The organism is Xanthomonas cassavae CFBP 4642 (assembly GCF_000454545.1).
Classification (GTDB): domain Bacteria; phylum Pseudomonadota; class Gammaproteobacteria; order Xanthomonadales; family Xanthomonadaceae; genus Xanthomonas; species Xanthomonas cassavae.
In genome coordinates, this window is record NZ_CM002139.1 from 1,616,041 (window position 1) to 1,640,156 (window position 24,116).

22 protein-coding genes, 5 tRNA genes and 2 pseudogenes are annotated in these 24,116 nt (G+C 62.3%); all 29 read left to right on the top strand.

The features are described from left to right. Nucleotides 1-2: 2 nt before the first annotated feature. Nucleotides 3-79 (top strand) — tRNA-Gln (locus tag XCSCFBP4642_RS0107125). Between the two features lie 158 nt (nt 80-237). Continuing rightward, nucleotides 238-1,197: a ribose-phosphate diphosphokinase gene (locus XCSCFBP4642_RS0107130; protein ID WP_029219210.1), complete on the top strand. Its 960-nt coding sequence runs from the start codon at nt 238-240 to the stop codon at nt 1,195-1,197. A 111-nt stretch (nt 1,198-1,308) separates the two neighbouring features. Beyond that, nucleotides 1,309-1,944, top strand: a complete 636-nt coding sequence (locus XCSCFBP4642_RS0107135; protein WP_029219211.1) for a 50S ribosomal protein L25/general stress protein Ctc — start codon at nt 1,309-1,311, stop codon at nt 1,942-1,944. A 51-nt stretch (nt 1,945-1,995) separates the two neighbouring features. Continuing rightward, nucleotides 1,996-2,580 carry an aminoacyl-tRNA hydrolase gene (gene pth / locus XCSCFBP4642_RS0107140; protein ID WP_029219212.1) on the top strand — a complete coding sequence of 195 codons (585 nt, stop codon included), beginning with the start codon at nt 1,996-1,998 and terminating at the stop codon, nt 2,578-2,580. Nucleotides 2,581-2,654: 74 nt separating this feature from the next. Beyond that, nucleotides 2,655-3,746, top strand: coding sequence for a redox-regulated ATPase YchF (gene ychF / locus XCSCFBP4642_RS0107145; RefSeq protein ID WP_029219213.1), 1,092 nt, complete (start codon nt 2,655-2,657; stop codon nt 3,744-3,746). Nucleotides 3,747-3,898: 152 nt separating this feature from the next. Further along, a tRNA-Tyr gene (locus XCSCFBP4642_RS0107150) sits at nt 3,899-3,984 on the top strand. A 29-nt stretch (nt 3,985-4,013) separates the two neighbouring features. After that, nucleotides 4,014-4,087: transfer RNA gene (locus tag XCSCFBP4642_RS0107155), tRNA-Gly, on the top strand. Nucleotides 4,088-4,120: 33 nt separating this feature from the next. After that, a tRNA-Thr gene (locus XCSCFBP4642_RS0107160) sits at nt 4,121-4,196 on the top strand. A 46-nt stretch (nt 4,197-4,242) separates the two neighbouring features. Further along, nucleotides 4,243-4,353: pseudogene (locus XCSCFBP4642_RS26590) on the top strand (GTP-binding protein); the annotation flags it as partial. Between the two features lie 14 nt (nt 4,354-4,367). Next, nucleotides 4,368-4,448: an EF-Tu C-terminal domain-related protein gene (locus XCSCFBP4642_RS26595; protein ID WP_115004024.1), complete on the top strand. Its 81-nt coding sequence runs from the start codon at nt 4,368-4,370 to the stop codon at nt 4,446-4,448. Nucleotides 4,449-4,552: 104 nt separating this feature from the next. Next, nucleotides 4,553-4,628 (top strand) — tRNA-Trp (locus XCSCFBP4642_RS0107170). A 49-nt stretch (nt 4,629-4,677) separates the two neighbouring features. Then, nucleotides 4,678-5,088: a preprotein translocase subunit SecE gene (gene secE / locus XCSCFBP4642_RS0107175; RefSeq protein ID WP_029219214.1), complete on the top strand. Its 411-nt coding sequence runs from the start codon at nt 4,678-4,680 to the stop codon at nt 5,086-5,088. Between the two features lie 13 nt (nt 5,089-5,101). Continuing rightward, nucleotides 5,102-5,659, top strand: coding sequence for a transcription termination/antitermination protein NusG (gene nusG, locus XCSCFBP4642_RS0107180; RefSeq protein WP_029219215.1), 558 nt, complete (start codon nt 5,102-5,104; stop codon nt 5,657-5,659). Nucleotides 5,660-5,855: 196 nt separating this feature from the next. Next, nucleotides 5,856-6,284 carry a 50S ribosomal protein L11 gene (rplK, locus tag XCSCFBP4642_RS0107185; protein ID WP_029219216.1) on the top strand — a complete coding sequence of 143 codons (429 nt, stop codon included), beginning with the start codon at nt 5,856-5,858 and terminating at the stop codon, nt 6,282-6,284. A gap of 3 nt (nt 6,285-6,287) precedes the next feature. Then, nucleotides 6,288-6,986: a 50S ribosomal protein L1 gene (gene rplA, locus XCSCFBP4642_RS0107190; RefSeq protein ID WP_024712228.1), complete on the top strand. Its 699-nt coding sequence runs from the start codon at nt 6,288-6,290 to the stop codon at nt 6,984-6,986. Between the two features lie 542 nt (nt 6,987-7,528). Continuing rightward, entirely contained in the window at nt 7,529-8,062 is a 534-nt protein-coding gene (rplJ, locus tag XCSCFBP4642_RS0107195) for a 50S ribosomal protein L10 (protein ID WP_029219217.1), read from the top strand. A gap of 54 nt (nt 8,063-8,116) precedes the next feature. Continuing rightward, complete coding sequence (rplL, locus tag XCSCFBP4642_RS0107200) at nt 8,117-8,482, top strand: 50S ribosomal protein L7/L12 (protein ID WP_029219218.1); 366 nt, start codon at nt 8,117-8,119, stop codon at nt 8,480-8,482. Nucleotides 8,483-8,833: 351 nt separating this feature from the next. Next, nucleotides 8,834-12,985 carry a DNA-directed RNA polymerase subunit beta gene (gene rpoB / locus XCSCFBP4642_RS0107205; RefSeq protein ID WP_029219219.1) on the top strand — a complete coding sequence of 1,384 codons (4,152 nt, stop codon included), beginning with the start codon at nt 8,834-8,836 and terminating at the stop codon, nt 12,983-12,985. A 146-nt stretch (nt 12,986-13,131) separates the two neighbouring features. After that, nucleotides 13,132-17,349: a DNA-directed RNA polymerase subunit beta' gene (rpoC, locus tag XCSCFBP4642_RS0107210; protein ID WP_029219220.1), complete on the top strand. Its 4,218-nt coding sequence runs from the start codon at nt 13,132-13,134 to the stop codon at nt 17,347-17,349. A 220-nt stretch (nt 17,350-17,569) separates the two neighbouring features. Further along, on the top strand, nt 17,570-17,944 hold the full coding sequence (gene rpsL, locus XCSCFBP4642_RS0107215; protein ID WP_003469157.1) for a 30S ribosomal protein S12: 375 nt from the start codon (nt 17,570-17,572) through the stop codon (nt 17,942-17,944). 12 nt (nt 17,945-17,956) lie between these two features. Further along, nucleotides 17,957-18,424, top strand: a complete 468-nt coding sequence (gene rpsG, locus XCSCFBP4642_RS0107220; RefSeq protein WP_005993356.1) for a 30S ribosomal protein S7 — start codon at nt 17,957-17,959, stop codon at nt 18,422-18,424. Nucleotides 18,425-18,561: 137 nt separating this feature from the next. Then, the gene (gene fusA / locus XCSCFBP4642_RS0107225) at nt 18,562-20,679 is read left to right on the top strand and encodes an elongation factor G (protein ID WP_029219221.1); all 2,118 of its coding nucleotides are present in this window, start codon (nt 18,562-18,564) and stop codon (nt 20,677-20,679) included. Between the two features lie 47 nt (nt 20,680-20,726). Continuing rightward, nucleotides 20,727-20,837, top strand: a pseudogene (locus tag XCSCFBP4642_RS26600) (GTP-binding protein); the annotation flags it as partial. A gap of 14 nt (nt 20,838-20,851) precedes the next feature. Continuing rightward, a complete protein-coding gene (locus tag XCSCFBP4642_RS26605) occupies nt 20,852-20,932 on the top strand; it encodes an EF-Tu C-terminal domain-related protein (protein WP_115004024.1) in 81 nt (26 codons plus the stop codon). 455 nt (nt 20,933-21,387) lie between these two features. After that, on the top strand, nt 21,388-21,699 hold the full coding sequence (gene rpsJ / locus XCSCFBP4642_RS0107235) for a 30S ribosomal protein S10 (RefSeq protein WP_029219222.1): 312 nt from the start codon (nt 21,388-21,390) through the stop codon (nt 21,697-21,699). 11 nt (nt 21,700-21,710) lie between these two features. Beyond that, entirely contained in the window at nt 21,711-22,361 is a 651-nt protein-coding gene (gene rplC, locus XCSCFBP4642_RS0107240; RefSeq protein WP_005993363.1) for a 50S ribosomal protein L3, read from the top strand. 12 nt (nt 22,362-22,373) lie between these two features. Further along, nucleotides 22,374-22,979: a 50S ribosomal protein L4 gene (gene rplD, locus XCSCFBP4642_RS0107245; protein WP_010371054.1), complete on the top strand. Its 606-nt coding sequence runs from the start codon at nt 22,374-22,376 to the stop codon at nt 22,977-22,979. Then, a complete protein-coding gene (rplW, locus tag XCSCFBP4642_RS0107250; RefSeq protein ID WP_002811694.1) occupies nt 22,976-23,275 on the top strand; it encodes a 50S ribosomal protein L23 in 300 nt (99 codons plus the stop codon). The genes rplD and rplW overlap by 4 nt, the downstream gene beginning before the upstream one ends. A 10-nt stretch (nt 23,276-23,285) precedes the next feature. Further along, on the top strand, nt 23,286-24,113 hold the full coding sequence (gene rplB, locus XCSCFBP4642_RS0107255; protein WP_029219224.1) for a 50S ribosomal protein L2: 828 nt from the start codon (nt 23,286-23,288) through the stop codon (nt 24,111-24,113). The last annotated feature ends 3 nt before the right edge of the window (nt 24,114-24,116 follow it).

Sequence of the window (24,116 nt, forward strand, 5' to 3'; positions counted from 1 at the left end):
GCAGGGGCGTCGCCAAGAGGCCCAAGGCACCAGGTTTTGATCCTGGCATTCGTAGGTTCGAATCCTACCGCCCCTGCCAGTTATTGATGCAGTGATGCAGATCCCTCTGCAGTTGATGCAGGTCCCTCTGCAAAAGCCCGCACATCCATGTGCGGGGATTGAACAAAAAGCCCGGCATTGGGTCGGCTTTGTCCAGATCCACCATCGCACGCTCTTCGCCGCCGCCCGAGAGATCCCATGCAAGACCAACGTAACCTGCTGGTATTCTCCGGCAATGCCAACAAGCCGCTTGCCCAGAGCATCTGCAAGGAGCTGGGTGTACGCATGGGCAAGGCGCTGGTCACGCGCTTTTCCGATGGCGAAGTGCAGGTCGAGATCGAAGAAAGTGTGCGCAGGCAGGAAGTGTTCGTCATCCAGTCGACCTGCGCACCGAGCGCCGAAAACCTGATGGAGCTGCTGGTGCTGATCGACGCGCTCAAGCGCGCCAGTGCCCAGTCCGTCACCGCAGTGATCCCGTATTTCGGTTACTCGCGTCAGGATCGCCGCATGCGCTCCTCGCGTGTGCCGATCACCGCCAAGGTCGCCGCCAAGATGATCTGTGCGATGGAAGCCGACCGGGTGCTGACGGTCGACCTGCATGCCGACCAGATCCAGGGCTTCTTCGATGTGCCGGTCGACAACGTCTACGCCTCGCCGCTGCTGCTGGCCGACATCTGGCGCGCCTACGGCACCGACAACCTGATCGTGGTCTCGCCGGACGTGGGTGGCGTGGTGCGCGCGCGCGCGGTCGCCAAGCGTCTGGACGATGCCGACCTGGCCATCATCGACAAGCGCCGGCCGCGCGCCAATGTCGCCACGGTGATGAACATCATCGGCGACGTGCAGGGCAAGACCTGCGTGCTGGTCGACGACCTGGTCGATACTGCCGGCACCCTGTGCGCCGCCGCCGCAGCGCTCAAGCAGCGCGGCGCACTCAAGGTGGTGGCCTACATCACCCACCCGGTGCTGTCCGGTCCGGCGGTGGACAACATCAACAATTCACAGCTCGACGAACTGGTGGTCACCGACACGATCCCGCTGAGCGCCGCCGCTCGCACGTGCGCGAAGATCCGCCAGCTAAGCGTGGCCGAACTGCTGGCCGAGACCATCCGCCGCATCGCCTTCGGCGAATCGGTCAGCTCGCTCTACGTCGACTGATCCCGCATTCGGCGCCCGCTTCTGGCGGGTGCCGGTACCACGTCTCTCCTGGTCGCGGGTGAGACGCTTCATCGCCGCGAGGCGGTATTCCAATCTAGGTAGTGAAACAACATGGCAAAGACTCACGAAATCAAGGTCGAGCGCCGCGCAGACGAGGGGAAGGGTGCGAGCCGCCGCCTGCGTCACGCTGGCGTCATCCCGGCCATCGTCTACGGTGGCGATCTGGAGCCGGTCAGCATCCAGCTCAATCATGAGCAGATCTGGCTCGCCCAGCAGAACGAGTGGTTCTACTCGTCGATCCTGGACCTGAGCCTCAATGGCGACGTGCAGCAGGTGCTGCTGCGTGACATGCAGCGCCATCCGTTCAAGCAGTTGATCATGCACATCGACTTCCAGCGCGTCAGCGCCAACGAGAAGCTCAGTGCCGCCGTGCCGCTGCACTTCATCAACGAAGCCAACTCGCCGGCCGGCAAGTCGAGCGAAGTGGTCGTCACCCACGAACTCAACGAAGTCCAGGTGGTCTGCCTGCCGAAGGATCTGCCGGAGTTCATCGAGATTGACCTCGGTGCCCTGGAAGTGGGCAACGTGATCCACCTGTCCGAGATCAAGCTGCCGGCCGGTGTCGAAATCCCGGAACTGAAGCTGGGCAAGGAACACGACGTTGCCGTGGTTGCTGCCAAGCACGTGCGCGTCGAGGAAGAAGACGCTGCCGGCGAAGAAGGCAGCGAAGGCGCAGAGACCAAGTAATCCGTTGGCCCATTCCTGGCAGCATGCGGGGAGTCGGCTGCGGTCACTGGCATGTCTGCACTTCGTCTGATCGTCGGGCTGGGCAATCCCGGTCCCGAACACGCGCAAACCCGGCATAACGCCGGGTTTCGTTTCGTCGATGCCCTCGTCGAACGCCATGGCGTGCGCTGGGGGCTGGACGCCAAGTTGTTCGGCGAGACCGCAAAGGTCGAGATCGCCGGGCAATCGGTCTGGCTGCTCAAGCCGGCCACCTTCATGAATCTCAGCGGCAAATCGATCGCCGCCGCGTTGCGGTTCTGGAAGATCGAGCCGGAGCAACTGCTCGTTGCACACGACGAACTGGATCTTGCGCCGGGCATCGCGCGGCTCAAGTTCGATGGCGGTCACGGCGGCCAGAATGGCCTGCGCGACACCATTCGCCTGCTGGGGCACGGTAAATTCCATCGCTTGCGGATCGGCATCGGCCATCCCGGCCACAAGGACCGCGTGGTGCCTTGGGTGCTGGGACGGGCAGGGCGCGACGACGACGCGGCAATCGGCGCTGCGGTGGACGCGGCCATCGATATCCTGCCGCTGGCACTGCAAGGTAATTTCAACGAGGCGATGAAGCGCCTGCATACCAGCAGGGATGCGTGATTGGGGATTGGGGATTTGCAGCCGTGCGGCATGGCGAATCTCCAATCCCGAATCCCAAATCCCGGATGTGACCCATGGGTATCAAATGCGGCATCGTCGGCCTGCCCAATGTCGGCAAGTCGACCCTGTTCAACGCGCTGACCAAAGCGGGCATCGCTGCGGCCAACTTTCCGTTCTGCACCATCGAGCCGAACGTCGGCATCGTGCCGGTGCCGGATCCGCGTCTCAACCAGCTTGCCGAGATCGTCAAGCCGCAGAAGCTGATCCCCACCGCGGTCGAGTTCGTCGACATCGCCGGCCTGGTGGCCGGTGCGGCCAGTGGCGAGGGCCTGGGCAACAAATTCCTCGCCCACATCCGCGAAGTCGATGCGATCACCCATGTGGTGCGCTGCTTCGAGAACGATGACGTCATCCACGTCAACAACAGGGTCGACCCGATCGCCGATATCGAAACCATCGATACCGAGCTGGCGCTGGCGGACCTGGACAGCGTGGAAAAGGCCCTGAATCGCGCTGAACGTAGTGCCAAGGGCGGCGACAAGGATGCGGCGGCACGCAAGCCGGTCCTGGTCAAGCTGCAGGCCGCGCTGGCCGACGGCAAGTCGGGGCGCGCCGCCGGTCTGGACGAGGAAGAGAAGGCACTGGTGCGCGATCTGTTCCTGTTGACGCTCAAGCCGGTGATGTACATCGCCAACGTGCTGGAAGACGGCTTCGAGAACAATCCGCACCTGGATGCGGTGCGCGCGCACGCCGCTGCCGAAGGGGCCGAAGTGGTGCCGGTGTCGGCGGCCATTGAAGAAGAGCTGTCGCAGCTGGACGACGAAGACCGCGACACCTTCCTGGCCGACCTCGGCCTGGACGAGCCTGGCCTGAATCGTGTCATTCGCGCGGCCTACACGCTGTTGGGCCTGCAGACCTACTTCACGGCAGGCGTCAAGGAAGTGCGGGCCTGGACGGTCAGGGCGGGCTCCACTGCGCCGCAGGCCGCGGCGGTGATCCATACCGATTTCGAGAAGGGCTTCATCCGCGCCGAAACGATCGGCTTCGACGACTTCATCAGGTACCGCGGCGAAGCTGGCGCGCGCGATGCCGGTCGTCTGCGTCTGGAAGGCAAGGAATACCGCGTCCAGGAAGGCGATGTGCTGCACTTCCGTTTCAATGTCTGATCGGCTGCGCGCGGCCTCGCGCGGCGTGCACATTCAGTCGTGACGATTTCTCGAAATTTTTGTTGACACCGGGCGTCGTCCACAACACAATAACGGGCTGCTTCACCCCGAACCGCTTCGCCCCCTGGCGCAGCAGTCCGGTAGTAAAAGCTGGAGGGATACCCAAGCGGCCAACGGGGGCAGACTGTAAATCTGCTGGCTTACGCCTTCGGTGGTTCGAATCCACCTCCCTCCACCAGTTTCACGGTGTGGCATGCAGTTCCCGGCGCGGGAGTAGTTCAACGGTAGAACCTCAGCCTTCCAAGCTGATGGTGCGGGTTCGATTCCCGTCTCCCGCTCCATTGAACGCAAATGCATGGCATAATGCAAAACTCGCTCACGTAGCTCAGTCGGTAGAGCACCTCCTTGGTAAGGAGGAGGTCGAAGGTTCGATTCCTTTCGTGAGCACCATTACTCAATCGTCTTAACTCCAAACGATTACCGAGAACCTGCACCCATGGCAAAAGCTAAATTCGAGCGCACCAAGCCGCACGTGAACGTCGGCACCATCGGTCACGTCGACCATGGCAAGACCACGTTGACCGCCGCGCTGACCAAGATCGGTGCAGNAACCCGGTTGCGATGGACGAAGGTCTGCGTTTCGCCATCCGCGAAGGTGGCCGTACCGTCGGCGCCGGCGTGGTTGCCAAGATCGTCAAGTAAGAACCTGTGATCCGGTGGCCTCGGCCGCCGGACTCGCGCAAAGGCGGGCCGGCTGAACCGCGGTCCGCCTTCGTTGTCTTAGGGTGTGCGGTAAACGAGTACATACGCCAGTAGCTCAATTGGCAGAGCAGCGGTCTCCAAAACCGCAGGTTGGGGGTTCGAGTCCCTCCTGGCGTGCCACTCCTTTTTCCGGCCCAGCGATTCGGGTCAGATCGGTAACTAGAGCCGGATGAATAGCAAAATCGAGCCTTCCAAAAGCGCATCTGCTGCCAGTGCGGATATCGTGAAATGCGTGATCTCTGCGATCCTGGTGATTGCAGGGTTGTTTGTGTGGTTCTGGTTTTCTGCGCCCGAGCGCGCCACCCAGCTGGGTGCCTGGACGCCGCAATTGCGCGCGCTGGCGGTCATCGTGGGGTTGGTGGCGGGCGCATTCGTGTTTCTGGGGACCGGAAAGGGCCGCGAAACCCGTGAGTTCCTGTCCGAATCCAGGTTCGAGCTGCGCAAGGTGGTCTGGCCGACGCGCCAGGAGGCCATCCGCACCACCTGGGTCGTCATTGTTGTTGTGATCATTCTGAGTTTGCTGTTGGGCGGCTTCGACTTCGTCATCCAGAAGCTCACGCAGTGGTTCCTGGCTCGTTGAGGAGAATCAAGCAGTGAAGCGTTGGTATGTCGTTCACGCCTATTCAGGCTTCGAAAAATCCGTTGCGCAGGCATTGCGCGACCGTATCGTGCGCACCGAGATGGAAGATCGTTTCGGCGAAGTGCTGGTGCCGACCGAAGAGGTCATCGAAATGCGTGCCGGCCAGAAGCGTCGGTCCGAGCGCAAGTTCTTCCCCGGCTACGTGCTGGTGCAGATCGAAACCCACGAAGAGGCCGGTATTCCGCGTATCGACAACGAAAGCTGGCACCTGGTGAAGGAAACTTCCAAGGTCATGGGCTTCATCGGCGGTACCGCCGACCGTCCGTTGCCGATTCGCGACGAGGAAGCCGATGCAATCCTGCAGCGCGTGCAGGACGGGGTCGAGAAGCCGCGTCCGAAGGTGCTGTTCGAACCGGGTCAGATGGTGCGCGTCACCGACGGTCCGTTCAACGACTTCAACGGCGTGGTCGAAGAAGTCAATTACGAGAAGAGCCGGCTGCGTGTGGCCGTGCTCATCTTCGGTCGCTCCACGCCGGTCGAGCTCGAGTTCGGTCAGGTCGAGAAGGGCTGACCACCACTGGCGCCTGCTAGGCGCCGGTGGTAAATCCTGCTATAGTGCGCGGCTCGCCGACCTGGCGACCGCCGGGAAACGATGGCTGCCGCATGGCGGCCATCTGCGTGTGGTCAAAAACGTGAAGCCGGGACACGTGAATCCCGGTCCGATGGGGAGCCTGCAGTACAGGCGCTAGCACCCGGAGAGTATCGAAATGGGTAAGAAAGTAACTGGTTACATCAAGCTGCAGGTCAAGGCCGGTCAGGCCAATCCTGCGCCACCGGTCGGCCCTGCGCTGGGTCAGCGCGGTCTGAACATCATGGAGTTCTGCAAGGCATTCAATGCAGCGACCTCCAAGTTGGAGCCGGGTCTGCCGACGCCGGTGATCATCACCGCGTACTCCGACCGTACCTTCACCTTCATCACCAAGAGCACGCCGGCCAGCGTGTTGCTCAAGAAGGTCGCAGGTGTGTCCTCCGGTTCCAAGCGCCCCAACACCGATAAGGTCGGCAAGGTGACGCGCAAGCAGCTGGAAGAGATCGCCAAGACCAAGGAAGCCGATCTGACGGCAGCCGAGCTGGAAGCGGCGGTTCGTACGATTGCGGGTACCGCCCGCAGCATGGGTTTGACGGTGGAGGGCTAAGACATGGCACAGAGCAAGCGCGTTAAGGCCATTGCGGCCGCTGTCGTTCCGGGCAAGACCTATGCCTTCGAAGACGCAATCAAGATCCTGAAGACCGCCACCAAGGCCAAGTTCGTCGAGTCCATCGACGTGGCTGTGCGCCTGGGCGTGGACGCCAAGAAGTCCGATCAGCAGGTGCGCGGTTCGACCGTGCTGCCGGCCGGAACCGGCAAGAGCGTGCGCGTTGCAGTGTTCGCACCGGCAGGCGCCAAGGCTGACGAAGCCCTGGCCGCCGGCGCCGAAGCCGTGGGTATGGACGACCTGGCCGAAAAGATGCAGGCCGGCGACCTGAACTACGACGTGGTCATTGCCACGCCGGATGCGATGCGCGTCGTCGGTAAGCTCGGCACCCTGCTGGGTCCGCGCGGCCTGATGCCGAACCCGAAGGTCGGCACCGTGTCGGCCAATCCGGGCGAAGCGGTCAAGAACGCCAAGTCGGGCCAGGTGCGCTACCGCACCGACAAGGCCGGCATCATCCACTGCACCATCGGCAAGGCCAGCTTCGATGACGAAGCGCTGAAGTCGAACCTGCAGGCGCTGTTGCTGGATCTGGTCAAGGCCAAGCCGGCCACCTCCAAGGGTACCTACCTGCAGAAGGTGTCGGTCAGCTCGACCATGGGCCCGGGCGTGACGGTCGACCAGTCGAGCCTGTCGCTGAAGTAATCGAATACGTCGGGCGTCATGCGCCTGACGTATTCCTGTAGTACTGCATTGTTTTTCTGGCCCGGGCAACCGTGTGCTGGGAGTCCGTTCCCTCCTTTGGGGTAACGGACATTTTGAAGGCGACCGCCGGCATGTCCGGCGGTAGCCGTCAAAGACCGCAGGCGCGGTCAGCGCAGATCGACGACGGGCAGGGATGCTCGCACTGGCACGGAGTCGCCGTCGATGCAGCGGGATCGCTTAATCGGTTCGTTTTCGAACTGGCCGGCGTAGATGGTGTCGCCCTTCTGGAGCTTTCTGGTTTACGCGCGTCTGGGACATCCCGGATCGAGTCCACTCCAGGTCTAGAACGGCCACCAACGGAACATCGGTCGATGTTCCCGGCTTCCAGGAAGGAGGTCGCCCTGGACCGCAACCGGCAGGAGCCGCGAGCGGAGTAGTTTGAAGCGAGGATTCGAGATTCGGCATTGGGGATTTGCAGGCTTCATGGCTGTGACGAATCCCGAACCACCAATCCCGAATCCCGGCTTTAACGGAGGAGTGCAATGGCTCTCAATCTGTCCCAGAAGCAAGACGTAGTCGCCGAGCTGGCAGACATCGCCGCCAAGGCCCACTCCCTGATCGCCGCCGAATACGCTGGCACCACGGTCTCCCAGATGACCGCGATGCGCAAGCAGGCCCGCGAAACCGGTGTGTTCTTGAAAGTTGTCAAGAACACCCTGGCTGTGCGTGCCGTCGAAGGTACCGAATTTGCTGTCGCGTCCGACAAGCTGGTTGGTCCTTTGGTATATGCGTTTTCGATGGAGGAACCCGGCGCTGCCGGTCGCCTGATCAAGGAATTCGCCAAGAGCAACGAGAAGTTGCAGGCCAAGGTCGTGGCAATTGGTGGGGAATTGTTCCCGGCCAGCCACGTTGACGTGTTGGCCTCGCTGCCGACCCGTGACCAGGCCCTGGCCATGTTGGCTCGCGTGCTGTCCGAACCGGCTGCCATGTTCGCCCGTGCCGTCAAGGCCGTTGGCGACAAGCAGGGCGGTGGCGACGAAGCCGCCGCGCCGGCTGCCGAGACTGCCGAAGCTTGATGTCCTAGCGTTCGCTAGAACCCCAATCCAGAAAATCATTTAAAGGTAATCACAATGTCCCTTACCAACGAACAGATCGTCGACGCCATCGCCGAGAAGTCCCTGATGGAAGTGATGGAGCTGGTCAAGGCCATCGAAGAGAAGTTCGGCGTCTCCGCCGCTGCCCCGGTCGCTGCTGCTGCAGCTGGCCCGGCTGCCGTGGTCGAAGAGCAGACCGAGTTCAACGTGGTGCTGACCAACTGCGGCGCCAACAAGGTCGGCGTCATCAAGGCCGTCCGCGCCGTGACCGGCCTGGGTCTGAAGGAAGCCAAGGATCTGACCGAAGCCGGTGGCATGCTGAAGGAAGGCGCCACCAAGGACGAAGCCGAGAAGATCAAGAAGGAACTCACCGAAGCTGGCGCGACGGTCGAAATCAAGTAAGCAGCATCTTGCATCGCCAGCGTTGCATGGTGATGCACTGAAGGCTGGGGGCGTGAAGCCCCCGGCCTTTGGCCGTTTCGGACGTGAGTCGGAACGAGGGTCGGAAAGTCGCAACCGCAAGGTGTGCGCTCTTCCGATTCCCGAATCCCCACTCCCGATTCCCGGCCTCACCGAGTTGGTAGTTGGAAGTAGCGGGAGAAGGCGTGCTGGTGCCGGCAATACCAGCGACTTCCAACTGACAACTTGAATGTGAGTCCCTCACAAGAGCAGCGCACATCCATGTGCGCGGGTTCAGTTTTGTTATTTCGGGGCCGCCGCGACGCGGCCCCCGCAGCCTAGGGTGAAGACCTCATGACGTCTTATTCGTTCACCGAAAAAAAGCGTATCCGCAAGGACTTCGGTAAGCAGCGCTCGATTCTCGAAGTGCCGTTCCTGCTTGCCATCCAGGTGGATTCCTATCGCGAATTCCTGCAGGAAGACGTGGAGCCGACCAAGCGTAAGGACCTTGGTCTGCATGCTGCTCTGAAGTCGGTGTTCCCGATCTCCAGCTACAGCGGCAACGCTGCGCTCGAGTACGTGGGTTACAAGTTGGGTCAGCCGGTGTTTGACGAGCGTGAATGCCGTCAGCGCGGCATGAGCTATGGCGCGCCGCTGCGCGTGACCGTGCGCCTGGTGATCTACGACCGCGAGTCGTCGACTAAGGCCATCAAGTACGTGAAGGAGCAGGAGGTCTACCTCGGCGAAATTCCGCTGATGACCGGCAACGGTACCTTCATTGTCAACGGCACCGAGCGCGTGATCGTGTCGCAGCTGCACCGCTCGCCGGGCGTGTTCTTCGACCACGACCGTGGCAAGACCCACAGCTCGGGCAAGCTGCTGTACAGCGCCCGCATCATTCCGTACCGCGGTTCCTGGCTGGACTTCGAGTTCGACCCGAAGGACGCGCTGTTCACCCGTATCGACCGCCGCCGCAAGCTGCCGGTGTCGATCCTGCTGCGTGCGCTTGGCTACAGCAACGAAGAAATGCTGGCCGAGTTCTTCGAGATCAACACGTTCCACATCAACCCGGACGAAGGCGTGCAGCTGGAGCTGGTGCCGGAGCGTCTGCGTGGTGAAACGCTGAACTTCGACCTGGCCGATGGCGACAAGGTCATCGTGGAAGCGGGCAAGCGCATCACCGCCCGTCACGTCAAGCAGCTGGAAGCTGCCGGCGTCGCCGCGCTGGCCGTGCCGGACGACTACCTGGTCGGCCGCATCCTGTCGCACGACGTGGTCGATGGCTCGACCGGCGAACTGCTGGCCAACGCCAACGACGAGGTCAGCGAAGATCAGTTGTCTGCATTCCGCAAGGCGGGCGTCGATGCGGTCGGCACCCTGTGGGTGAACGATCTGGATCGTGGCCCGTACCTGTCCAACACTCTGCGCATCGATCCGACCAAGACGCAGCTGGAAGCGCTGGTCGAGATCTACCGCATGATGCGTCCGGGCGAGCCGCCGACCAAGGAAGCCGCGCAGAACCTGTTCCACAACCTGTTCTTCACCTTTGAGCGCTACGACCTGTCCACGGTCGGTCGCATGAAGTTCAACCGTCGCGTCGGCCGCAAGGACGTGCTCGGCGAGTCGGTGCTGTACGACAAGAAGTACTTCGCCGAGCGTAACGACGAAGAATCCAAGCGTCTGGTCGCCGAGCACGCCGATACCTCCGACATCCTGGAAGTGATCAAGGTGCTGACCGAGATCCGCAACGGCCGTGGTGTGGTCGACGACATCGATCACCTGGGCAACCGTCGCGTGCGCTCGGTCGGCGAAATGGCCGAGAACGTGTTCCGCGTGGGCCTGGTCCGCGTCGAGCGCGCGGTCAAGGAGCGTCTGTCGATGGCGGAGTCGGAAGGCCTGACCCCGCAGGAACTGATCAACGCCAAGCCGGTGGCCGCGGCGATCAAGGAGTTCTTCGGCTCCTCGCAGCTGTCGCAGTTCATGGACCAGAACAACCCGCTGTCGGAAGTGACGCATAAGCGTCGCGTCTCCGCACTGGGCCCGGGCGGTCTGACCCGCGAACGCGCCGGCTTCGAGGTGCGCGACGTGCATCCGACCCATTACGGCCGCGTCTGCACCATCGAAACGCCGGAAGGCCCGAACATCGGCCTGATCAACTCGCTGGCCGTGTTCGCCCGCACCAACCAGTACGGCTTCCTCGAGACGCCGTACCGCAAGGTGCTGGACGGCAAGGTGTCCGACGACGTCGAGTACCTGTCGGCGATCGAAGAAAACGAGTACGTGATCGCCCAGGCGAACGCGCTGACCGATGCCAAGAACATGCTCACCGAGCAGTTCGTGCCGTGCCGGTTCCAGGGCGAGTCGCTGCTGAAGCCGCCGGCGGAAGTGCACTTCATGGACGTCTCGCCGATGCAGACGGTGTCGGTCGCCGCGGCGCTGGTGCCGTTCCTGGAACACGATGACGCCAACCGCGCATTGATGGGCGCCAACATGCAGCGCCAGGCCGTGCCGACGCTGCGTTCGCAGAAGCCGCTGGTCGGTACCGGCATCGAACGTGCAGTGGCACGCGACTCCGGCGTGACTGTCAACGCGCTGCGTGGTGGCGTGATCGAGCAGATCGACGCGGCCCGCATCGTGGTCAAGGTCAATGAGGCAGAAATCGGCGGCGGCACCGATGCCGGCGTGGATATCTACAACCTGATCAAGTACACCCGCTCCAACCAGAACACCTGCATCAACCAGCGTCCGTTGGTGAACGTGGGCGACGTGATCGCGCGCGGCGACGTGCTGGCCGACGGCCCGTCCACCGACATCGGTGAGCTGGCGCTGGGTCAGAACATGCTGATCGCCTTCATGCCGTGGAACGGCTACAACTTCGAAGACTCCATCCTGCTCTCCGAGCGCGTGGTGGAAGAAGATCGCTACACCACGATCCACATCGAAGAACTGACCTGCGTTGCGCGCGACACCAAGCTGGGGCCGGAGGAAATTTCCGCCGACATCCCGAACGTGTCCGAGCAGGCCCTGAACCGTCTGGACGAGAGCGGCGTGGTGTACATCGGTGCGGAAGTGCGCGCCGGCGACATCATGGTCGGCAAGGTCACGCCGAAGGGCGAAAGCCAGCTGACCCCGGAAGAAAAGCTGCTGCGTGCGATCTTCGGTGAGAAGGCGTCCGACGTGAAGGACAGCTCGCTGCGCGTGCCCCCGGGTATGGACGGCACCGTCATCGACGTGCAGGTCTTCACCCGCGACGGCATCGAGAAGGACAAGCGTGCGCGTCACATCGAAGAATCCGAGATCAAGCGCGTCAAGAAGGACTTCGACGATCAGTTCCGCATCCTGGAAGCGGCCATCTACGCACGGTTGAGGTCCCAGATCGTGGGCAAGGTCGCCAACGGCGGTCCGAACCTGAAGAAGGGCGACAACGTCACCGACGCGTACCTGGACGGGCTGAAGAAGTCCGACTGGTTCCAGCTGCGCATGAAGGACGAAGACGCTGCCGACGCCATCGAACGCGCGCAGAAGCAGATCCAGGCGCACGAGAAGGAATTCGAGGCACGCTTCGCCGACAAGCGCGGCAAGATCACCCAGGGCGACGACCTCGCACCGGGCGTGCTGAAGATGGTCAAGGTGTTTCTGGCCGTGAAGCGCCGCATCCAGCCGGGCGACAAGATGGCAGGCCGCCACGGCAACAAGGGTGTGGTCTCCAATGTCGTGCCGGTCGAGGACATGCCGTACATGGCCACCGGTGAGCCGGTCGACATCGTGCTGAACCCGCTGGGCGTGCCATCGCGTATGAACATCGGCCAGATTCTGGAAGTGCATCTGGGCTGGGCCGCCAAGGGCCTGGGTCGCAAGATCCAGCGCATGCTGGAAGCCCAGGCTGCCGTCAGCGAGCTGCGCAAGTTCCTCAACGACATCTACAACCACGATGGTGCGATCAATGCCGAACGCGTGGACCTGTCGCAGTTCAGCGATGAGGAATTGCTCAACCTGGGCAAGAACCTGATCGACGGCGTGCCGATGGCCACCCCGGTGTTCGACGGCGCCAGCGAGGCGGAGATCAAGCGCATGCTGGAACTGGCCGACCTGCCGCAGAGCGGTCAGACCCAGCTGTACGACGGTCGCACCGGCGAGGCGTTCGATCGCAAGACCACGGTCGGTTACATGCACTACCTGAAGTTGAACCACTTGGTCGACGACAAGATGCATGCGCGCTCGACTGGCCCGTACTCGCTCGTCACCCAGCAGCCGCTGGGCGGCAAGGCGCAGTTCGGTGGTCAGCGCTTCGGCGAAATGGAAGTCTGGGCGCTGGAAGCCTACGGCGCGGCCTACACCCTGCAGGAAATGCTGACGGTGAAATCCGACGACGTGCAGGGCCGCAACCAGATGTACAAGAACATCGTCGATGGTGAGCACGAGATGGTCGCGGGCATGCCGGAATCCTTCAACGTGTTGGTGAAGGAAATCCGCTCGCTGGCGATCAACATGGAACTGGAAGAGTAAGCGCCGGGACCCGGGATCCGGGACCCGGAAGAGCGGGAGCCTTGTGCTTTGCGCTTTTCCGCGTCTCTGGCCCCGGATCCCCGGTCTCGAGATCACTCGCTTCCCGCCCATCTCAGATACGAATTCCTCCGACCCGGAGATATCAAATGAAAGACCTGCTCAACCTCTTCAATCAGCAGCGCCAGACGCTGGATTTCGACGCGATCAAGATCGCGCTGGCGTCGCCGGACCTGATCCGTTCGTGGTCCTACGGCGAAGTGAAGAAGCCCGAAACCATCAACTACCGGACCTTCAAGCCCGAGCGTGACGGGCTGTTCTGCGCCGCCATCTTCGGACCGATCAAGGACTACGAATGCCTGTGCGGCAAGTACAAGCGCATGAAGCACCGTGGTGTGGTCTGCGAAAAGTGCGGCACCGAAGTTACCCTGGCCAAGGTGCGCCGCGAGCGCATGGGTCACATCGATCTGGCCTCGCCGGTCGCGCACATCTGGTTCCTCAAGTCGCTGCCCTCGCGTATCGGTTTGATGCTGGACATGACCCTGCGTGACATCGAGCGCGTGCTGTACTTCGAAGCCTACGTGGTCACCGAGCCGGGCCTGACCCCGCTCGAGCGCCGCCAGCTGCTGACCGAAGAGCAGTACCTGACCGCGCGCCAGGAGTACAACGACGACTTCGACGCCGCCATGGGCGCCGAGGCCGTGTACGAGCTGCTGCGCACGATCGACCTGCAGTCGGAAATGACCCGTCTGCGCGAAGAAATCGCCAGCACCGGTTCGGAAACCAAGCTCAAGCGTTTGACCAAGCGCATCAAGCTGATCGAAGCCTTCCTGGAATCGGGTAACCGTCCGGAGTGGATGGTCATGACCGTGTTGCCGGTGCTGCCGCCGGATCTGCGTCCGCTGGTGCCGCTGGATGGTGGCCGCTTCGCGACCTCGGATCTGAACGATCTGTACCGCCGCGTGATCAACCGCAACAACCGTCTGCGTCGTCTGCTCGAGCTCAATGCGCCGGACATCATCGTGCGCAACGAGAAGCGCATGCTGCAGGAATCGGTCGATGCGCTGCTGGACAACGGCCGTCGCGGCCGTGCCATCACCGGCACCAACAAGCGCCCGCTGAAGTCGCTGGCCGACATGATCAAGGGCAAGCAGGGCCGGTTCCGTCAGAACCTGCTCGGCAAGCGCGTGGACTACTCCGGCCGTTCGGTCATCACTGTCGGTCCGTACCTCAAGCTGCACCAGTGCGGCCTGCCGAAGAAGATGGCGCTGGAGCTGTTCAAGCCGTTCGTGTTCGCCAAGCTGCAGCGTCGTGGCCTGGCCACCACCATCAAGGCCGCCAAGAAGCTCGTCGAGCGCGAAGAGGCCGAGGTGTGGGACATCCTCGAAGAAGTCATCCGCGAGCATCCGGTGCTGTTGAACCGCGCGCCGACCCTGCACCGTCTGGGCATCCAGGCGTTCGAGCCGGTGTTGATCGAAGGCAAGGCCATCCAGCTGCATCCGCTGGTGTGTACCGCCTTCAACGCCGACTTCGACGGTGACCAGATGGCCGTCCACGTGCCGCTCTCGCTGGAAGCCCAGCTGGAAGCGCGTGCGCTGATGATGTCCACCAACAACATCCTGTCGCCGGCCAACGGCGAGCCGATCATCGTGCCGTCGCAGGACGTGGTGTTGGGCCTGTACTACATGAGCCGCGCCCTGGAGAACAAGAAGGGCGAGGGCATGGTGTTCGCCAACACCAGCGAAGTGAAGCGCGCCTACGACAATCGCGTGGTGGAACTGCACGCCAAGGTCAAGGTCCGCATCACCCAGGTGGACATCGACGCTGCCGACGGCAAGCGCACCAGCGGCACCTCGATCGTGGATACCACGGTCGGCCGTGCGCTGCTGAGCGAAATCCTGCCCGAAGGCCTGCCGTTCCAGCTGGCCAACACCGAGATGACCAAGAAGAACATCTCGCGTCTGATCAACTCCAGCTACCGTCTGCTGGGCTTGAAGGACACGGTCGTGTTCGCCGACAAGCTGATGTACACCGGCTATGCCTACGCTACCCGCGCCGGCGTGTCGATCGGCATCGACGACATGCTGATCCCGGACGAGAAGAAGGGCATCCTCACCGAGGCCGAAGCCGAAGTGCTGGAAATCCAGGAACAGTACCAGTCCGGTCTGGTCACCGCCGGCGAGCGCTACAACAAGGTCGTGGACATCTGGTCGCGCACCAATGAGCGCATCGCCAAGGCGATGATGGACACCATCGGTACCGAGAAGGTCGAGAACGCCAAGGGCGAAACCATCGACCAGAAGTCGATGAACTCGCTGTACATCATGGCCGACTCCGGTGCGCGTGGTAGCCAGGCGCAGATCCGTCAGCTGGCCGGTATGCGCGGCCTGATGGCGCGTCCGGACGGCTCGATCATCGAGACGCCCATCAAGGCGAACTTCCGCGAAGGCCTGAACGTGCAGGAGTACTTCAACTCCACCCACGGCGCGCGTAAGGGTCTGGCCGATACCGCGTTGAAGACCGCCAACTCGGGTTACCTGACCCGTCGTCTGGTCGACGTCGCGCAGGACGTGGTGATCACCGAAGTCGATTGCGGCACCACCGAAGGGTTGATCATGACCCCGATCGTGGAAGGCGGCGACGTGGTGGAGCCGTTGAAGGAGCGCGTGCTGGGCCGTGTCGTGGCCGAGGACGTGTACCTGCCGGGCAACGACGAAGAGCCGATCGTCACCCGCAACACGCTGCTGGACGAAGCCTGGGTCGCCAAGCTCGAAGACGCCAGCGTGCAGTCGGTGAAGGTGCGTTCGACCATCAGCTGCGAATCGTCGTTCGGCGTGTGCGCACGGTGCTACGGTCGCGATCTTGCACGCGGTCACCAGGTCAACATCGGCGAGGCGGTCGGCGTTATCGCTGCGCAGTCCATCGGTGAGCCGGGTACCCAGCTGACCATGCGTACGTTCCACATCGGTGGTGCGGCGTCGCGTGCGGCGGCAGTGGACAACATCACGGTCAAGACCACCGGTTCGATCAAGTTCAACAATCTGAAGTCGGTCGAGCATGCCAACGGTTCGCTGGTCGCGGTGTCGCGTTCGGGCGAGTTGTCGGTGCTCGACGGCCATGGTCGCGAGCGCGAGCGTTACAAGCTGCCGTACGGCGCCACCATCACCGCCAAGGACGGTGATGCGGTCAAGGCCGGGCAGGGCGTTGCCAACTGGGATCCCCATAACCACCCGATCGTGTCGGAAGTGGCCGGTTTCATCCGCTTCATCGACTTCGTCGACGGCGTCACCGTCATCGAGAAGACCGACGAACTGACCGGTCTGGCGTCGCGTGAAATCACCGACCCGAAGCGTCGCGGTGCACAGGCCAAGGAACTGCGACCGATCGTGCGCATCGTCGATGGCAAGGGCAACGACCTGACCATTCCGAACACCGATCTGCCGGCGCAGTACCTGCTGCCGCCGCGCTCCATCGTCAACCTGCAGGACGGCGCAGCCGTTGGTGTGGGCGACGTGGTGGCGAAGATCCCGCAGGAAGCGTCCAAGACCCGCGACATCACCGGTGGTCTGCCGCGCGTCGCCGACTTGTTCGAAGCCCGCAAGCCGAAGGATCCGGCGATCCTGGCCGAGCGTTCGGGCATCATCAGCTTCGGTAAGGACACCAAGGGCAAGCAACGCCTGATCATCAAGGACACCGATGGTTCCGAACACGAAGAGCTGATCCCGAAGTACCGCCAGATCATCGTGTTCGAGGGCGAGCACGTGACCAAGGGCGAGACCGTGGTGGACGGCGAGCCGAGCCCGCAGGACATCCTGCGTCTGCTGGGTGTCGAGCCGCTGGCTGCGTATCTGGTCAAGGAAATCCAGGACGTGTATCGCCTGCAGGGCGTGAAGATCAACGACAAGCACATCGAAGTGATCACGCGTCAGATGTTGCGCAAGGTCGAGATCGTCGACCAGGGCAACAGCAAGTTCCTCAATGGCGAGCAGGTCGAGCGCCAGCGCGTCATCGAGGAAAATGCACGTCTGACCACCCGCAACGAACTGCCGGCCAGATACGACCCGGTGTTGCTGGGCATCACCAAGGCCTCGCTGGCCACCGAGTCGTTCATCTCGGCGGCGTCGTTCCAGGAGACCACCCGCGTGTTGACCGAGGCGGCCGTGCGCGGCACCCGCGACAACCTGCGCGGTCTGAAGGAAAACGTGATCGTGGGCCGTCTGATCCCGGCCGGTACCGGTCTGGCGTATCACGCCGGCCGGCGCAAGTCTGCGGGTCTGACCGACTCGGAAATGGAAACGCTGTCGGGCAAGCCCGCAGTGGCCGAACCGGTCGCAACCGTGGCCGACGCTGGCGCGGACGAGGAGTAAGCGCTCCGACGGCAGGCGCAAGGCTGCCGTAAGTCAGGCGAAAAGGAGGGCAGGAGGCCCTCCGTTTTCCGGTCCCGGACGGACCAGCAGGGTTAGGTTTCCGTGAAGTTGACGGAGTTTCGCCCTGCCAGCTATACTTCTTTGTCTCGGTGGGCCGTTTCGCGGCCTGCCTTCGTTTTCATGCAAGGCCGTTTCGGCCTCCAATCAGAAGAATCGACTGATGGCAACGATCAATCAGCTGGTCCGCAAGCCCCGGCAAGCGACCACCTACAAGAGTGCCTCTCCGGCACTGGACAAGTGTCCGCAGCGCCGTGGCGTCTGCACACGCGTCTATACCACTACCCCGAAGAAGCCGAACTCGGCCCTGCGTAAGGTTGCCAAAGTGCGCCTGACGAACCAGGAAGAGGTCATCAGCTACATCGGTGGTGAAGGCCACAACCTGCAGGAGCACTCCGTGGTCCTGATTCGTGGTGGTCGCGTCAAGGATCTTCCCGGTGTGCGTTATCACACCGTCCGTGGTTCGCTGGACGCCGCCGGCGTCGCAAAGCGCCGTCAAGGTCGTTCCAAGTACGGCGCCAAGCGCCCGAAGAGCTAAGGAAACACTCTAATGTCCCGTAAAGGTTCTACTCCGCAGCGCACCGTCCTGCCTGATCCCAAGCATGGCAGCGAAACCATTGCCCGCTTCATCAATATGGTGATGCAAAGTGGCAAGAAGTCGGTTGCTGAGAAAATTGTCTATGGCGCAATGGACGTCATTGGCGAAAAGAATCCGAATGCCGTCGAGCTGGTGCAGAAAGCACTGGACAACGTGGCCCCGGCTGTCGAAGTTAAATCGCGTCGCGTCGGTGGTGCGACCTATCAGGTGCCCGTCGAAGTGCGCTCCTCCCGTCGCATGGCGCTGGCAATGCGCTGGTTGATCGATTCCGCGCGCAAGCGTGGCGAGAACACCATGCCGCGCAAGCTGGCTGCAGAACTGCTGGACGCCTCGGAAAGCCGTGGCGGCGCGATCAAGAAGCGCGAAGAGACGCACCGTATGGCGGAAGCGAACAAAGCGTTCGCACACTACCGCTGGTGACCTCGGGGGCCTTGGTAACGGGGCCCTTCAGCACCATATGAGTGCTGTTTGCGACGCCTTTGGCGTCGCATCCAATCCGAAGGCCGCCGAAAGGCGGCGTTCGGCCATCCGAAATCCAAGAAATTGAGAGGCTCCCCGTGGCCCGCACCACCCCTATCGAGCGTTACCGCAACTTCGGCATCATGGCTCACATCGATGCCGGCAAGACCACCACTTCCGAGCGCATCCTGTTCTACACCGGTGTGAGTCACAAGATCGGCGAAGTCCATGACGGCGCTGCAGTGATGGACTGGATGGAGCAGGAGCAGGAGCGTGGTATCACCATCACCTCCGCTGCGACCACCGCATTCTGGTCGGGTATGGACAAGTCCATGCCGCAGCACCGCTTCAACATCATCGACACCCCCGGGCACGTCGACTTCACCATCGAAGTGGAGCGCTCCTTGCGCGTGCTCGACGGTGCGGTGTTCGTGCTGTGCGCCGTCGGTGGCGTGCAGCCGCAGTCCGAGACCGTGTGGCGCCAGGCCAACAAGTACTCGGTGCCGCGCATGGCCTTCGTCAACAAGATGGACCGTACCGGTGCCAACTTCGACAAGGTCGTCGAGCAGCTGAAGGCCCGTCTGGGTGCCTACGCCGTGCCGATGCAGGTGCCGATCGGCGCCGAAGACGGTTTCGAGGGCGTGGTCGACCTGCTGAAGATGAAGGCGATCCATTGGGATACCGCCTCGCAGGGCACCACCTTCGAATACCGCGACATCCCGGCCGATCTGGTCGAGATCGCGACCGAGGCGCGTTCGTTCATGGTCGAGGCGGCCGCAGAAGCCAGCGAAGATCTGATGGACAAGTACCTCAACGAAGGCGACCTGACCGAAGAAGAGATCCTGGTGGGTCTGCGCGAGCGCACCCTCAAGGTCGAGATCGTGCCGGTGTTCTGCGGTTCGGCGTTCAAGAACAAGGGCGTGCAGGCCATGCTTGACGGTGTCGTGCACCTGTTGCCGTCGCCGGCCGACCGTCCGCCGGTCCAGGGTATCGACGAGGACGAGAAGGAAGACACGCGTGCGGCCACCGACACCGCGCCGTTCTCGGCGCTGGCGTTCAAGATCATGACCGACCCGTTCGTGGGCTCGCTGACGTTCTTCCGTGTCTACTCGGGCACGCTGAACTCCGGCGACCAGGTCTATAACCCGGTCAAGTCGAAGAAAGAGCGCGTCGGCCGCATCCTGCAGATGCACTCCAACAATCGCGAAGAGATCAAGGAAGTGCGTGCTGGCGACATCGCCGCTGCCGTGGGTCTGAAGGACGTCACCACCGGCGATACGCTGTGTGCGCAGGACAAGATCATCACCCTGGAGCGCATGGTGTTCCCGGAGCCGGTGATCTCGATGGCGGTGGAGCCCAAGACCAAGTCGGACCAGGAAAAGATGGGTATGGCTCTGGGCCGCCTGGCGCAGGAAGATCCCTCGTTCCGCGTCAAGACCGACGAAGAATCCGGCCAGACCATCATCTCCGGCATGGGCGAGTTGCACCTGGACATCATCGTCGACCGCATGCGTCGCGAGTTCAATGTCGAGGCCAACGTCGGCAAGCCGCAGGTGGCCTACCGCGAAACGATCCGCAAGTCCGACGTCAAGTCCGACTACAAGCATGCCAAGCAGTCCGGTGGTAAGGGTCAGTACGGTCACGTGGTGATCGAGCTGTCGCCGATGACCGAGGACGATCGCAAGAGCGACAACGTCAAGGACGATTTCCTCTTCATCAACGACATCACCGGCGGCATCATTCCGAAGGAATTCATCCCCTCGGTCGAAAAGGGTCTGCGCGAGACGATCACCAGTGGTCCGATCGCCGGCTTCCCGGTGGTGGGCGTGAAGGTCAAGCTGGTGTTCGGCTCGTACCACGACGTCGACTCCTCGGAAATGGCGTTCAAGCTGGCCGCCTCGATGGCGTTCAAGCAGGGCTTTGCGAAAGCCAGCCCGGTGTTGCTGGAGCCGATCATGAAGGTCGAAATCGTCAGCCCGGAGGATTACCTGGGTGACGTGATGGGCGACGTGAGCCGCCGTCGTGGCGTGCTGCAGGGTCAGGACGACAGCCCGTCGGGCAAGATCATTAATGCGATGATTCCGCTGGGTGAAATGTTCGGCTATGCAACCTCGCTGCGCTCGATGAGCCAGGGTCGCGCCACGTTCTCGATGGAATTCGACCATTACGAAGAGGCGCCGGCCAACATCGCCGACGCCGTCACCAAGAAGGGCTGAGTTCGCTCAGCCGCTTCAAAAAATTTTCCAATTAGAGGTAGCAAGTCATGGCAAAAGCTAAATTCGAGCGCACCAAGCCGCACGTGAACGTCGGCACCATCGGTCACGTCGACCATGGCAAGACCACGTTGACCGCCGCGCTGACCAAGATCGGTGCAGNAACCCGGTTGCGATGGACGAAGGTCTGCGTTTCGCCATCCGCGAAGGTGGCCGTACCGTCGGCGCCGGCGTGGTTGCCAAGATCGTCAAGTAAGCGGTCTGGGCTCGACGGCCTCGGTTGTCGATTCAGCAAAAAAGGCCGGCGCAAGCCGGCCTTTTTTGCTGCGCCAGGAAGCCGGCAGGGAGGGGTGAGAGGTCTGCGGGCTTTGGTGCTTGCACGCCGAAACCACGTCCGCTATAATGCGCGGCTCGGTGTCCCTGGGTAGGGCGCTGAGTTACAGCGAAAAGAACGGCAGGATGCCGCTCGTGTTCGCCAGACCGGGAAGGTCGCGTTGCATGGAGCACTCAACAACTCACGCGTTGTTGACCGTGCTCTTGTTGTGCATTATACTTTTCCGTCTGGGCAGGCCGGTTTACCGGGCTGCCTCAGTTTTTGGGCGGAGGAATGCCCTCGCCAGCAGGATGCGTGGCGCTCATCTACGCAGGAATATCGGGGCAGGTATCCCAGAGGCCTTGCCCGTCGCTCTTTTAACGAAGGAAGCTTCCGTCATGTCGGAACAAAAGATCCGGATTCGGTTGAAGGCGTTCGATTGTCGTTTGATCGACCGTTCGGCCAGCGAGATCGTCGAAACGGCCAAGCGGACCGGCGCGCAAGTGCGTGGCCCGATCCCGCTGCCGACCAAGATCGAACGTTACACCATCCTCGTATCCCCGCATGCCGACAAGGATGCGCGTGACCAGTACGAGACCCGCACGCACAAGCGCGTGCTCGATATCGTCGACCCGAACGACAAGACCGTGGACGCGCTGATGAAGCTCGAACTCGCGGCTGGCGTCGACGTACAGATCAAGTTGACCTGAGGACTACGACCATGACGAAGAAATATTCGTTGGGCTTCGTGGGCCGAAAGGCTGGCATGAGCCGCGTCTTCACTGAAGACGGCCGCTCGGTGCCGGTTACGCTGATCGAAGCAACTCCGAACCGCATCGCGCAGATCAAGACCGTCGAAACCGACGGCTACAGCGCCGTGCAGATTACCGTTGGCGCCCGTCGCGCCGCACTGGTCAACAAGCCGGCTGCAGGCCACTTCGCCAAGGCGAAGGTGGAAGCGGGTCGCGGCTTGTGGGAATTCCGCGTTGAAGATGCGCAGCTCGGCGATTTCGCCGTCGGCGGCGAAATCAAGGCGGACATCTTTGAGGTCGGCCAGAAGGTCGACGTCCAGGGCGTTACCAAGGGTAAGGGTTTCCAGGGCACCATCAAGCGCTACAACTTCCGTATGGGCGACGCAACCCACGGTAACTCGCTGTCGCATCGCGCGCCGGGTTCGCTGGGTCAGCGCCAGACGCCGGGTCGCGTTTTCCCGGGTAAGAAGATGTCGGGCCACATGGGCGCCGTGCAGCAAAGCACGCAGAACCTGGAAGTGGTCAAGGTCGACGTCGAGCGTGGTCTGATTGCTATCCGCGGCGCCGTGCCTGGCGCAGCTGGTGGCGACGTGATCGTCCGTCCGGCGAGCAAGGCATAAGGAGAGATGACGATGGAACTCGTTATCACGGGTAGCAACAACAAGGTCTCGGTCTCCGATGCCGTGTTCGGTCGCGAATTCAGCGAAGATCTGGTCCACCAGGTCGTCGTCGCTTATCGCAACGCCGGTCGCGCCGGTACCAAGGCACAGAAGACGCGTTCGGAAGTTGCAGGCACGACCAAGAAGTCGAAGAAGCAGAAGGGCGGCGGTGCGCGTCATGGCGCGCTGACGGCTCCGATCTTCGTCGGCGGCGGCGTGACCTTCGCGGCCAAGCCGCGCAGCTTCGAGCAGAAGGTCAACCGCAAGATGTACCGCGCGGCCATCTGCGCGATCTTCTCCGAGTTGAATCGTCAGGGTCGTCTGATGATCGTCGACGCGTTCGACCTCGAAGCGACCAAGACCAAGGGTCTGATCGAGAAGCTGAAGGGGCTGGATGTGGGCAAGCGCCCGCTGATCGTCACCGAAGAAGCCTCCGAGCACCTTTATCTGTCCGCCCGCAATCTGCCGTATGTGCAGGTGCGTGATGTGCAGGGTCTGGATCCGGTCGCTCTGGTCGGGGCCGATACGGTCGTGATCACCGCCGATGCGGTCAAGAAGGTCGAGGAGTGGCTGGCATGAGCAGCAACGAAAAAATCTTCAGCGTGCTGCGTGCTCCGCGAGTCTCCGAAAAGACCGCGCGCCTGCAGGAAATCTCCAACCAGTATGTCTTCGAAGTTTCGAACGAAGCCACCAAGGCCGATGTAAAGGCCGCGGTTGAGCAGCTGTTCGACGTCAAGGTCAAGGCAGTCAACGTGGTCAACGTCAAGGGCAAGAGCAAGTCCTTCCGTAACCGTGCTGGCAGCCGTGGCAATTGGCGCAAGGCGTACGTCCGCTTGGTCGATGGTCAGTCCATCGACGTAACGGCCAAGGCCTGAGGTCCATCCCATGCCATTGATGAAGTTCAAACCCACCTCTCCCGGCCGTCGTTCCGCCGTGCGCGTGGTTACTTCCGATCTGCACAAGGGCGCACCGCACGCGGCGCTGCTCGACTCGCAGAGCAAGTCCGGTGGTCGTAACCACCATGGCCGCATCACCGTGCGTCACGTCGGTGGTGGCCACAAGCAGCACTACCGCATCATCGACTTCAAGCGCAACAAGGAAGGCATTCCGGCGCGTGTGGAACGGATCGAATACGATCCGAACCGTACCGCCCATATCGCCCTGCTGTGCTACGTCGACGGCGAGCGCCGCTACATCATCGCCCCCAAGGGCCTGAAGGCTGGCGACCAGGTCATTGCCGGTGCCAATGCACCGATCAAGACCGGCAACACGTTGCCGCTGCGCAACATCCCGGTCGGTACGACGGTTCACGGTATCGAACTGAAGCCGGGTAAGGGCGCTCAGATCGCACGTGCTGCCGGTGCGGCCGTCCAGCTGGTCGCTCGCGAAGGCATCTATGCCACGCTGCGCCTGCGCTCGGGCGAAATGCGCAAGGTGCCGGTCGAGTGCCGCGCCACCATCGGCGAAGTCGGCAACGACGAGCACAACCTCGAGAAGTTGGGCAAGGCCGGCGCCAAGCGTTGGCGCGGTGTTCGTCCGACCGTTCGCGGTGCGGCCATGAACCCGGTCGATCACCCGCACGGTGGTGGTGAAGCGAAGGCTGGTCAGGGTAATCCGCATCCGGTCACCCCGTGGGGTGTCCCGACCAAGGGTTACAAGACGCGCAAGAACAAGCGCACCCAGCAGTTCATCGTCCGCGATCGTAGGGGCTAATCG